Raw genomic sequence first — 11,062 nt, forward strand, 5'->3', positions numbered from 1 at the left:
ATGAAGTGGGATGGTTGTATTTCTTGTCGAATGAACAAAAAGCGGGATTCGACAAGGAGGGGGACAACAGTGAAACAATGGGAGATCGCTGTTATTCCTATCGACAAGGAAGTGGTGCCAGCAGCGCTTGACGTGCTGCAGGCGGTCGCCGATGTCCATGGGGGAATAGCGTTTTCGTTCACCGAATTTCCGTGGAGCTGCGACTACTATGTTGAACATGGCCAAATGATGCCGGATGACGGGTTGTCAACTTTGCGAAATGTTGCTGCGGTTTTTCTCGGAGCGGCTGGCAATCCAAAGCGTATGGCTTTCGATCCTCCGTGCAATTGATGAACGTTCCTATTTGACTATCATAGTGTTCTATCATCCAGAACAACGAGCGATGGTAAAAAGATTGCCATCGCTCGTTTTGTTGGCAAAAAATATTGGAAAAATGAAAGAAAGCGTCCGTTGTTTTGACCTTGTTAAGGTGCGAAAGGGGAGATGAAAACAAAAAGCCTTTCAATTTTCAGCAACAGGATGCGAATGCGAGTTCATATCATTTTTTTCGCTGGCTAAGCCATAGCGGAAAACGGATGATGAAGCTAAGGAACAGCACCATCAGCACGAGAAGAGCGGATGTTTTCTCGGCAATTTGTTGTGCGTCTGCCACCAGCGCTTCGGATTGAATGTACCACAAGTGAACGGGAAGAGTCGCCCCTTCAGAGAACAGGTGGAAATCCCACATCTCCCCAGATGACGATGTTCCGCCGACTAGCAAAATGATTGCTGATTCGCCGAATGCCCGGCATGCGACAAGGCTGACGCCGGTCAGGATGCCTTTCTTGGCGGCGGGGAGTACGGTTTTGATGATCGTCTGTGCTTTCGTCGCGCCCAAAGCAAAGGAGGCTTCCCTCCATGTTGAAGGAACAGCCGTGATGGCTTCTTCCGAGACACGGGCCAACACAGGAAGATTGAGCAATGCCAATGTAATGGATGCTCCTAAAATAGTGACGCCGATTTGAAAATATTCCACGAACAATGCATAGCCGAATAAACCGAACACGATCGATGGGACGGATGCCAAGCTTTCAATGGCGCCCCGAACCCATTCCATGATTCGGTTGTTCGGAGCATATTCAGCTAGAAAAATACCTGCCCCGATCCCTATGGGCAATGATAAGAGCAAAGATAGCACGAGAATATAAATGGAGTTCCATAAAAACGGCCCGACTCCTCCTCCAGCGTCAATTTCTTCCGGCGGTCCAATGAGGAAATGGATATTAATATTTGGAAGTCCTTTTTTCACAATCGTATAAAGAAGGGCTAAAATGACAAAAAAGACGGCTAAAGAAATGATGATGACCACACCGAGTATGAGTCGATTCATGAGACGCCGGATGTGGAGCCGGCTCGTTTTTTCATGAAGTAGGGTAGCTTGGTCGTTCATGATGCTCCTCCTTTCAGGCGCAACCGGCGAATGAGCATAATAAGCGAAATCGAGATCATAAGCAGCAAAAGCGCCATCATATAAAGGGCATGGTTTGTCGTCGATTGAAAATCGACATTTAAAATTTGCATGACGATATGGCTAGTCAACACGCTTGACGGAGTGACCAAATCAAATCCCCATTGCGCTACGTTGCCGATGACCATCACTACAGCCATCGTTTCGCCGATAGCGCGTGCCATTCCGAGGATGACAGCGGCGGCGATGCCTGATTTCGCAGCAGGGAGCACCACTCGAACGATCATTTGGAATGTTGTTCCCCCAAGCGCATAGTTTGCTTCCCGCCATTCGTTTGGAACGGCGCAGAGGGCGTCATCAGTAATACGGGTGATGGTCGGCAAAATCATGATCGATAAAACGAGAGCAGCGGCGAGAAATCCGTCGCCGACCGGGGCTCCCGTGTGCTCGCGGATCCATGGAATGAGCAAGGTGGCTCCCAAATAGCCATAGACGATCGAAGGGATGCCGACCAATAAATCAAGCAGCGTGCGAAGCCATTGCCGCAGCCATGGGGGGGCGATTTCCGCGATAAACACAGCCACACAAATCGAAATCGGCGTTGTGATCAACAGAGTCACTAAGGTTAAATACAATGTACCGGCGATAAAAACGGCGGCTCCATATTTGCCGTGTTCCGGGTCCCAATGGGGGGAGAAGAAAAATTCCGAAAGTGATACGTCCCGAAACACGAGAAAACCGGTTTCACTCACGAATAGGACGATGGCGCCCAATACGGCGCCAAGGAATATGACGCTTCCAAGACATAGAAAACGGAAAAAGCGGTCGGCAGTATATTTGACGGTCCATCGGCTTTGACGATGGGCTGTTAACAAGTTCATTGCGTCAGTCCAATCGGGCGATTGTTTCTCCATTATGTGCCTCCTCCTTCCCTCTGTTGGCGGAAAATCAGCCTCTCCTTCCCGGTGGAGAGGCTGATTGGTGTTCTGTTACTTCACAGGGATAAACTTCAGTTTTTTCAAAGAGCCGTGTTGAAACTTTTGGCTTAGGATATAATTGATAAATGCTTTGTCGGCCCCTTTCGCTTCGCCTTTTGTCAATAAGTAGCCATAGCCGTAGAATACGTATTTCCCACTGGCGGCGTTGGCTGTTGTTGCTTTTACACCGTTGATGCTCACCGCTTTAATTCCGCCTTTGACATAGGCCAAGTCGACAAATCCGATGGCGTTTGGATTGGAAGAAACTGCATTGACCATATCCCCTGATTTTTGTACTTCTTTGTAGTTGTCTCCGGATGTTTTGATGGCATGTCCATCCATGATTTTGTCTTCAAAGTTAACGCGCGTTCCAGAGCCTTTTGCGCGGTTGATGACCACGATTTCTTCGTCTTTCCCGCCGACTTGTTTCCAGTTGGTGATTTTGCCTTCATAAATGTCTTGAATTTGCTGGACTGATAGATTGTTCACGGCATTGTTTTTGTTAACGATGACAGCGAACGGAATTTTGGCGATTTTGTATGCTTTTAATCCTTTGTAAGCAGGAAATCCACCGACTGCGCGGGTCGCATCCCAATCGCAGGCGCCGATGGTCGCGACGCCTTTAGCGACGGATTGTGGACCGGCGATGGACGAGGAACCTGAGACAACAATTTTCACTTTCGGATGATGCTTTTTAAATTCCTTTGCTGCCTGTTGGGTTAACGGCAATAAAGCGGTGGAGCCGGCGACCACAATTTTTCCGGATACTTCGGCCGCGTCAGCACGGTATTGAGTCGTGAAGGCAGCGCCAATTAGCAAAGCTGACGAAAGAACAGCGGCAGCCATCCGTTTCCATAGCGTAGTTCGTTTCATAGCAAATCCCTCCATGGATTCATTTTTAGGGACCTAGGCGGCCCTTGCTTTTTCATGATCATTTTGTCATATCGATCCAGCGTCCGTTGCGGAGAATCGATATTTTTTCCCGTTTTCGGTCGCGATCGTCACGGCGATTTGATTGTCATATGGTGACGGCGCGATCGAGGTGATTTCGTTTTTCGTACTTCCCATCGTTGTCCATGAGCTTGTGGACGGGTCGAAGATGCGAATCGTGTAGATGCCGTTCGTTTCAATAGCGACATAGATCCGGTTTTTGACAACGACCGCGTCAATGATGTTGTAGCCGGCAAGCAGCGTTTGCTCATTTTTTCCTTTTGCATGAGAAGCGGGTTTCATTGTTTGATGGAAAGCGACCCTCCTTTCCATTCAAAGGATTTAAGAAATTTTTCCTAAGCATAAACGATTATATGAGAAAAGTGTAAAAGGAATATTTTGTTTTATTTAAAGTGTATTAATATTTTGTGTTTTCGTTGTTAATTTCACTAAGCAACGCGTTTCTATACAAGTTGCAATAAAGAATTTCCGAGAATCATTTGGTGAAGATTTGGATGTTTTAAAGAAAAATAAACCCGCCTCGACATGGGGGCGGGTTTTTTCTGTCAATCCAAATACTTCTCGCATAACGATACAAACTTTCCATCTGACTTTAGCCCTTCCAAAATGCTTCGCAACATTGCACTTCTTTTGGGAAGCTGCTTCTCGAACTCTGCCACAAATGTGTCCTTGTCCCACTGTGATTTGCCAGCGTGATAAAACAGTTTTTCTAGGCGTTCCAACTCGTCGGCAGTAAAGCCAGTGGCTAAGGCCAGAATCGCAAAGCTTTTGTGCTCCTTGTTCACCATATCTAAGAGTAACGTAATGGCGTCGGTGGCTAGACTTAATTTTGCTTCAAGATCCTTGATTTTTTCCTCGTTCATAAGTATCCTCCTTGTACTATAGTAATACCCAGTCTACCAATTTTGAAATGATCCAACCAACCTGTCTCGCTGTACTCAGTGGTACTCCAGATCATATAACGCCCGGCTAACTTGATCTTGAATGATTTGGATGAAAGGTCTTTCCAAGAAGCTGTGTCAAGGATTCATTCGACATCGGAATGAAAAAAATCCTCCTGATTTTCGTCGGAAGGGTACGAAATGTGAGGCCGAAATCAACATCATGAACGAGGGAACGAAGAAAGGATTTGATGCTTTGCCAAAAGGGTTTACTGGCGCCTATCATGAAAAGCATGGCAGCTGATTTTAGCCGAACTTTTTGTTCTAACTATAGAACGAGGGCTGGATCGCGATGTTGGTGTTTAATCGTGTCATTCAAGTTTTGGAGCGGATTTTTTGCAAAAAGTATTAACCGTATAGTGCACAGGTGGGTGATTTTCTTTTATAATAAAATATGTCTTTACACCGATAATGACAGGGGGGTATACATGAATCAACCGACGATTTCCCAGCGCAAGCTGTTAGGCATTGCCGGCCTTGGCTGGCTGTTTGACGCGATGGATGTCGGCATGTTGTCGTTTTTGATGGCCGCCTTGCAAAAAGACTGGAACTTGCCAGCCGAACAAGTCGGCTGGATCGGCAGCGTCAACTCGATCGGCATGGCCGTTGGGGCGCTCGTGTTTGGGTTGCTCGCCGACCGGATCGGCCGGAAAAACGTTTTTATTGTCACATTGTTATTATTCTCGATCGGCAGCGGGCTGTCGGCGCTGACGACGACGTTGGCGGCGTTTTTGGCGCTTCGCTTTTTGATCGGCATGGGGCTTGGCGGCGAGCTGCCGGTCGCGTCAACGCTCGTCTCGGAAGCGGTGCCAGCTAAGGATCGCGGCCGGGCTGTTGTGCTGCTTGAAAGCTTTTGGGCCGGCGGCTGGCTGCTGGCGGCGCTCATCTCGTATTTTGTCATACCGGCCTATGGATGGCGGACGGCGTTATGGTTGGCGGCCGCACCGGCGCTGTACGCCATTTACTTACGCCTCCGGCTGCCCGACTCGCCACGGTTTATGGCAACGAAAAAAGAGGGAACGGTATGGAGCCATATCGCCAACGTATGGTCGGCGCCGTACCGGAAGGAAACGACGATGCTTTGGATTCTTTGGTTTTGTGTCGTTTTTTCGTATTACGGCATGTTTTTATGGCTGCCAAGCGTCATGGTCATGAAAGGATTCAGCTTAATTAAAAGCTTTGAATACGTGCTTGTGATGACGCTCGCCCAGCTGCCCGGCTATTTCAGCGCCGCGTGGCTGATCGAGCGGGTCGGGCGGAAGTTCGTCTTGATCACATATCTGCTTGGCACAGCGGCAAGCGCCTACTTTTTCGGCACGGCCGAGTCGCTTGCGGGGTTGATGACAGCGGGCATTTTCTTGTCATTTTTCAACCTCGGTGCTTGGGGAGCGCTGTATGCGTACACGCCGGAGCAGTATCCGACGTCGATTCGTGCGACCGGCGCCGGCATGGCGGCGGCGTTTGGCCGCATTGGCGGCATCTTCGGCCCACTGTTCGTTGGCTCGCTTGTCGCCAAAGGGGTGTCCGTGACGGCGATTTTCACCCTGTTCTGCCTGTCTGTCCTTGTCGCCGTCCTCTCGGTCACTGTTCTTGGTAAAGAGACGAAGCAACAGGAACTCGCCTAAATGGCTAGTGAGAAACGGTTGTTTCTCTTGGGCAACGGGGGATTGTTTGAAAGGCGATCCTGATGCGACAGGGCTTTTCTATTTGAAAAACGAGATTGATAAGCGGTTTGTTCCCTTACATCACCAGCTTTCTAAGTTGACAAACGGAAACAGGGGCTATACCTTAAGGGTAAGCCCCTTTTGGTTTGGGAAAAATGAGAGAGGCGGTGGAATCCCCCGTTGTGTCCGTCTGTATCCGTTGTCATCCCAACGTACAATCGTCCATATCCGCTTGCCGAGCTGCTTGAAGCGTTAAGTCGGCAGACGTACAAGCCGTTTGAGGTCATCGTTGTGAACGACGGCGGCGAGCCGATCGATGATGTCGTCGCCTTGTATCCGGAGCTGGACATCCGCGTCATTGACCGCCGCGACAACGAAGGACATGTCGCGGCCCGCAACGCAGGCGTCCAGGCGGCGAACGGCGAGCTCATCATGCTTTGCGACGACGATGATCTAGTGTTGCCGTGCCATCTCGAGCGGATGGTCGCGGCGCTCGAGCATGCGGATTTCGCCTATGCCGATGCGGAAATTGTCCAGTATCGGGTCGAAAACGATCAGCGCGTCCCGTTCGCTCGCTTCTTATTTGCCTATGAGTACGATTTGGAAGCCATGCGGACGTTTTCAACGTACGTCCCGTCCGGGAGCGTGTATCGCAAGTCGCTTCATGACGAAATCGGCAGCTTTGACCCGTCTATCCACAACTATTGGGATTGGGACTTCTTTTTGCGTGCCGCCTCTGTGTGTCGCGTCGCCCGTGTCGCGGCGGCGACCGTGTTGTATGCGTTCAGCGCGGATGGCGACAACATGTCGCGACAGCTCGACGACAGGCGGCGCCAATATTTGCGGCGGCTTTGCGAGAAGCATGGGCTCGGCGATTTGCCGGTGAAAAACTTTTGGCTCTTGCTTGACGAGCCGGAAGTCGCGCGCCGCCGCGCCGAAAGTGAAGTCATCTGGGACGGCCAGCCGATCGTGTCGCGATTTTGGGCGCAAAAAAAGAGAGGCAACTATTGACAGAGGTTTTGCGGGTTTGTTATCATAGTGAGCAAAATCGCATAACGAATCGCGATGACGGATCAATAGTAGTTAACCCTCTCTTCCAAAGCGAGCCGGGGATGGTGGAAGCCCGGTGAAGACGGTTAATGAAACGGCAGTCCGGAGCGGAAATGGAAAAAGGGGATGCGCGTTTGCGCATCAACTAGGGTGGAACCGCGGGAGCTACGCTCTCGTCCCTAGGCGTCATGCCTAGGGGCGAGGGCGTTTTTGATTTGTTGGCACCATACACATGTAAAGGAGGATGATAACATGGCTGCAACCATGGAAGAAATCGTTGCCCACGCGAAACATCGCGGCTTCGTGTTTCCGGGATCGGAAATTTACGGCGGACTGGCGAATACATGGGATTACGGTCCGCTTGGCGTCGAGCTGAAAAACAATATCAAACGGGCGTGGTGGAAAAAATTCGTCCAAGAGTCGCCGTACAACGTCGGCTTGGACGCCGCCATTTTAATGAACCCGAGAACGTGGGAAGCGTCAGGCCACTTAGGCAACTTCAACGATCCGATGGTCGACTGCAAACAGTGTAAAGCGCGCCATCGCGCCGACAAATTGATTGAGCAGGCGCTTGAGGAAAAAGGGATCGAGATGATCGTTGACGGCTTGCCGCTAGCGAAAATGGATGAGCTGATCCGCGAGCATGGCATCACCTGTCCCGAATGCGGCAGCCGCGACTTTACGAACGTGCGCCAGTTCAACTTAATGTTCAAAACGTACCAAGGCGTCACCGAGTCGAGCGCCAACGAAATTTATTTGCGCCCGGAGACGGCGCAAGGCATTTTCGTCAACTTTAAAAACGTCCAGCGCACGATGCGCAAAAAATTGCCGTTTGGCATCGCGCAAATCGGCAAAAGCTTCCGCAACGAGATCACGCCAGGGAATTTTACGTTCCGCACGCGCGAATTTGAGCAAATGGAGCTCGAGTTTTTCTGCAAACCGGGCGAAGAGCTGAAATGGTTCGACTACTGGAAGCAATTTTGCAAGGAGTGGCTGTTGTCGCTCGGCATGAACGAAGACCATATCCGTCTGCGCGATCACGCGAAAGAAGAACTGTCCCACTACAGCAACGCCACCACTGACATCGAGTACCGCTTCCCGTTCGGTTGGGGCGAGCTGTGGGGCATTGCGTCACGCACCGATTACGACTTAAAGCGGCATATGGAATACTCAGGCGAGGACTTCCATTATCTCGACCAAGAAACGAACGAACGCTACATCCCGTACTGCATTGAACCGTCGCTTGGCGCCGACCGCGTCACGCTGGCGTTTATGATCGATGCCTATGACGAGGAAGAACTGGAAGACGGCACGACCCGGACGGTGATGCATTTACATCCGGCGCTCGCGCCGTACAAAGCGGCCGTCTTGCCGCTGTCGAAAAAGCTTGGTGACGGCGCGCGCCGCATTTATGAGGAACTCGCGAAACATTTCATGGTTGACTACGATGAAACTGGCTCGATCGGCAAACGGTACCGCCGCCAAGACGAAATCGGCACGCCGTTTTGCATTACGTACGACTTTGAGTCCGAACAAGACGGCCAAGTCACCGTCCGCGACCGCGACACGATGGAACAAGTGCGGCTGCCGATCGGCGAGCTCAAAGCCTTTTTGGAGGAAAAGATCGCTTTTTGATGACAAGAACGGAGGCTGTCTCAACAAGTCGATTTAGCGATCTTTTGAGACAGCCTCTTTCTTTTATACAAAGTGGGAAGTCCGAAAACTTGCAGGTCACAGTAATGTCGCCACAACATCGTGGTATTTGAAAGACAGTTATAGCGATCTCGCTGATGCGGTCGATGCGTTGCCGAAATTTTAACATCAAGATGGATGACAGTTTTGGCATCGGAGCTGTCCAAGTACATTTAGAGACTATATAGAAAAAATGCCCTGGAGGGTAGAATTTCAGGGCATTTTTTTGTTCCCTTTCCGGGAAGAGTCAATTAAACTACGAAACCTTCAAAATTTACCTACCTTGTTAAAAAACATCTTAGTAAGGTTTACAATCACTAAGATCTTCCTTGCTGGTCATTAATAAATAGCTAGAAGAAATTTTTAATTTAGCATTGCTGCTCTAATAAAATCATATACGGGTTTAATCATTTTTGGTCCTCCATTGTAAGTGGTACCATTGACACTAAAACTGCCTCTATGAACAGCAATGATTTCATTTGATGAATTTAATAAAGAAGAACCGGATTGCCCATTGTAAGTATCAATTTGATAAAATGCAAGTTCATTGGTTTCTTTTGAAATAGAGCCAGTCATTCCCCATTGAGAAACTTCGTTATACTGTTCGATTTTATCCCCTGGGTATCCATATATATAAGTTGCAATAAAGAATTTCCGATTTTTCGTTGAGGGTTTCATCTAAGTACAAGCCGATATGAGAGTAATCAGCGGGATGTAAAATAAAATTTCAACTTATATAGTTTTGCTGATGTACCTTGAATGCTAGATACTTGTCTTAATGGAAGGTATCCAACTACATCACCAATATTTTTTCCTAAGTATGTGCTAAGCTTAAGTACTGCAAAGTCTTGAGTTGGATCGCCTGTTTGAACATAGTTGCTTGTAATATAATAATCTACTATTTGATATACCCCATATGAATACATATTATTATTGACAGCGGGATATACATAACCGTTTATCGCACCAGACTGATTTGTAACATCCATAACACAATGTGCATTTGTAAGGACTTTATCTTTCCCAATAACAGTTCCTGTGCAAGTATACCAACCATCTCTAAATTCTAATTCAATGTACGCGATTTGTCTGTGAGGAGTGACTGAAGTATTGGAAACCTTTGTACGACCATCAGCACCAATAACGACCTGAGGGAAATATTCATTTGGAGATTTACCACCTATATATGTTGTTTCAGGGGTTAAATTATATTTGTAAGGTTTATTTTTTTTGAAATCCGTATTTATCTCTGTTTTTGGAAGAACTTCACCGGTACCTTCCGAGCCTTCTGTGACTAAAGATTTGGAATTCTTTAACTTTTTCATGTAGTCTTCATACTTAATGACTTCACCTTTTGAATTAATCATGTCATAAGCATTATTACTATTTTTTTGAGCGTTGACGGTTTCTGGGGCATTAATTATGGGCGAAATGATAAACCCAACCATTACTAAAATGATAAATCCAATTTTTTTCATAAAGTAGCCCCCTTTATGAATTTTTCAAAATTATTATAACCAAATAGTTTATATATTTCAATTATTTCTAAAATTATAATTACATAGGTTCAATCTTTATAACTTCGACTTTGCCCGGATACGATTCTAAAATCTCTGAATACCACACTTTTACTTTTTGTCCATTTTTTATTCCCCTCAAAGTACCAAACCCCTTAATCCATAACTTGCTCATATTATATTTTCTTCTTAATTCCTGTATTGTTAATTTATTTGCGTCTTCCTGAACAAAATCTGGATCTTCAACTAAATATACTTCCCCTTCTTTCATAATTATAAAACCTTCCAAAGTAGCTTCTTGATTAAGAGATTGGTTAGTTCTATATTCGTTAAAGAAAAATAATAATACTATAAAACCTAAAATAGTACTCACTAAAATATATCTTTCCATACGCTTGCCTCCTAGCTTTTATATTTTGTGTTATATAATGGTTTATCTTCTATAGATCCATAGTTTTCCCTTCCCAAGATAACAGAGCATTTTATAGTAATACATATTCAGTATATTCCTCACATTTCGCACCCTAACAGGGTAGAAAGAAAGGATTTTTTATTTCGTTTTTTAGAATACCATTTCGACCAACACAACGAGCGATGGTAATCCTTTTTTTACCATCGCTAGTCGTTTCGTATGACGTTACACGTCAATGCTCTCATCCATGCCCAATCCCTGCCCAATCCCTGCAGGATCCTTCGTTGATCAGGGGTGAGCGGTTTCCCTAACGCGCGTTGGATGCGCCCATCCGTCAACTCCAGTAGGGCGACGTTCACATACCGGAACAACTGAAAGATCGCCTGACCGGTCGGGCGGGTCAGTTTCCGG

11 protein-coding genes and 3 pseudogenes are annotated in these 11,062 nt (G+C 47.4%); 5 read left to right on the forward strand and 9 right to left on the reverse strand.

The window, feature by feature from the left end; genetic code table 11:
• Window positions 1-69 precede the first annotated feature (69 nt).
• A pseudogene (locus B4113_RS15995) lies at window positions 70-300 on the forward strand (tartrate dehydrogenase); the annotation flags it as partial.
• Between the two features lie 238 nt (window positions 301-538).
• On the opposite strand, the gene pstA reads toward B4113_RS15995, so the two are convergent.
• The 5 genes from pstA to B4113_RS16020 all read right to left on the reverse strand — a co-directional run bounded on the left by pstA (window position 539) and on the right by B4113_RS16020 (window position 4,238).
• The gene (pstA, locus tag B4113_RS16000; RefSeq protein ID WP_061912676.1) at window positions 539-1,429 is read right to left on the reverse strand and encodes a phosphate ABC transporter permease PstA; all 891 of its coding nucleotides are present in this window, start codon (window positions 1,427-1,429) and stop codon (window positions 539-541) included.
• The gene (pstC, locus tag B4113_RS16005; protein WP_033020191.1) at window positions 1,426-2,361 is read right to left on the reverse strand and encodes a phosphate ABC transporter permease subunit PstC; all 936 of its coding nucleotides are present in this window, start codon (window positions 2,359-2,361) and stop codon (window positions 1,426-1,428) included. Before pstC ends, pstA begins: the two co-directional genes overlap by 4 nt.
• Window positions 2,362-2,436: 75 nt before the next feature.
• Window positions 2,437-3,297, reverse strand: a complete 861-nt coding sequence (locus B4113_RS16010) for a phosphate ABC transporter substrate-binding protein (protein ID WP_033020190.1) — start codon at window positions 3,295-3,297, stop codon at window positions 2,437-2,439.
• A gap of 66 nt (window positions 3,298-3,363) precedes the next feature.
• Window positions 3,364-3,657: a kelch motif-containing protein gene (locus tag B4113_RS16015; RefSeq protein ID WP_033842798.1), complete on the reverse strand. Its 294-nt coding sequence runs from the start codon at window positions 3,655-3,657 to the stop codon at window positions 3,364-3,366.
• A gap of 263 nt (window positions 3,658-3,920) precedes the next feature.
• On the reverse strand, window positions 3,921-4,238 hold the full coding sequence (locus B4113_RS16020; protein ID WP_033842799.1) for a hypothetical protein: 318 nt from the start codon (window positions 4,236-4,238) through the stop codon (window positions 3,921-3,923).
• 506 nt (window positions 4,239-4,744) lie between these two features.
• Between B4113_RS16020 and B4113_RS16025 the strand changes: the two genes are divergently transcribed.
• From B4113_RS16025 to B4113_RS21300, 4 genes and pseudogenes are all read left to right on the forward strand, one after another.
• Complete coding sequence (locus B4113_RS16025; protein WP_033842801.1) at window positions 4,745-5,941, forward strand: MFS transporter; 1,197 nt, start codon at window positions 4,745-4,747, stop codon at window positions 5,939-5,941.
• Between the two features lie 219 nt (window positions 5,942-6,160).
• The gene (locus tag B4113_RS16030) at window positions 6,161-6,991 is read left to right on the forward strand and encodes a glycosyltransferase family 2 protein (protein ID WP_033842802.1); all 831 of its coding nucleotides are present in this window, start codon (window positions 6,161-6,163) and stop codon (window positions 6,989-6,991) included.
• Between the two features lie 291 nt (window positions 6,992-7,282).
• Complete coding sequence (locus B4113_RS16035; RefSeq protein WP_033842803.1) at window positions 7,283-8,665, forward strand: glycine--tRNA ligase; 1,383 nt, start codon at window positions 7,283-7,285, stop codon at window positions 8,663-8,665.
• Window positions 8,666-8,741: 76 nt separating this feature from the next.
• Window positions 8,742-8,849 (forward strand): annotated as a pseudogene (locus B4113_RS21300) (integrase); the annotation flags it as partial.
• Between the two features lie 236 nt (window positions 8,850-9,085).
• Here the strand turns inward: B4113_RS21300 and B4113_RS19715 are convergent.
• The 4 genes and pseudogenes from B4113_RS19715 to B4113_RS19190 form a co-directional block, all read right to left on the reverse strand.
• A complete protein-coding gene (locus B4113_RS19715; RefSeq protein ID WP_197055009.1) occupies window positions 9,086-9,400 on the reverse strand; it encodes a hypothetical protein in 315 nt (104 codons plus the stop codon).
• Window positions 9,401-9,426: 26 nt separating this feature from the next.
• Window positions 9,427-10,200 (reverse strand): serine protease, encoded by a 774-nt coding sequence (locus tag B4113_RS16040; RefSeq protein ID WP_033842805.1) that lies wholly within the window; start codon window positions 10,198-10,200, stop codon window positions 9,427-9,429.
• Window positions 10,201-10,279: 79 nt separating this feature from the next.
• On the reverse strand, window positions 10,280-10,630 hold the full coding sequence (locus B4113_RS16045) for a DUF3221 domain-containing protein (RefSeq protein WP_033842806.1): 351 nt from the start codon (window positions 10,628-10,630) through the stop codon (window positions 10,280-10,282).
• Between the two features lie 227 nt (window positions 10,631-10,857).
• Window positions 10,858-11,062: pseudogene (locus tag B4113_RS19190) on the reverse strand (hypothetical protein); the annotation flags it as partial.

This window comes from Geobacillus sp. B4113_201601 (assembly GCF_001587475.1).
Classification (GTDB): domain Bacteria; phylum Bacillota; class Bacilli; order Bacillales; family Anoxybacillaceae; genus Geobacillus; species Geobacillus icigianus.

Bases quoted from the DNA above. Each gene is read 5' to 3' on its own strand.
- B4113_RS16020 (WP_033842799.1), bottom strand. From the start codon at position 4,238: ATGAACGAGGAAAAAATCAAGGATCTTGAAGCAAAATTAAGTCTAGCC.
- B4113_RS19715 (WP_197055009.1), bottom strand. From the start codon at position 9,400: ATGAAACCCTCAACGAAAAATCGGAAATTCTTTATTGCAACTTATATA.
- pstA (WP_061912676.1), bottom strand. From the start codon at position 1,429: ATGAACGACCAAGCTACCCTACTTCATGAAAAAACGAGCCGGCTCCAC.
- B4113_RS16025 (WP_033842801.1), top strand. From the start codon at position 4,745: ATGAATCAACCGACGATTTCCCAGCGCAAGCTGTTAGGCATTGCCGGC.
- pstC (WP_033020191.1), bottom strand. From the start codon at position 2,361: ATGGAGAAACAATCGCCCGATTGGACTGACGCAATGAACTTGTTAACA.
- B4113_RS16015 (WP_033842798.1), bottom strand. From the start codon at position 3,657: ATGAAACCCGCTTCTCATGCAAAAGGAAAAAATGAGCAAACGCTGCTT.
- B4113_RS16010 (WP_033020190.1), bottom strand. From the start codon at position 3,297: ATGAAACGAACTACGCTATGGAAACGGATGGCTGCCGCTGTTCTTTCG.
- B4113_RS16035 (WP_033842803.1), top strand. From the start codon at position 7,283: ATGGCTGCAACCATGGAAGAAATCGTTGCCCACGCGAAACATCGCGGC.
- B4113_RS16045 (WP_033842806.1), bottom strand. From the start codon at position 10,630: ATGGAAAGATATATTTTAGTGAGTACTATTTTAGGTTTTATAGTATTA.
- B4113_RS16040 (WP_033842805.1), bottom strand. From the start codon at position 10,200: ATGAAAAAAATTGGATTTATCATTTTAGTAATGGTTGGGTTTATCATT.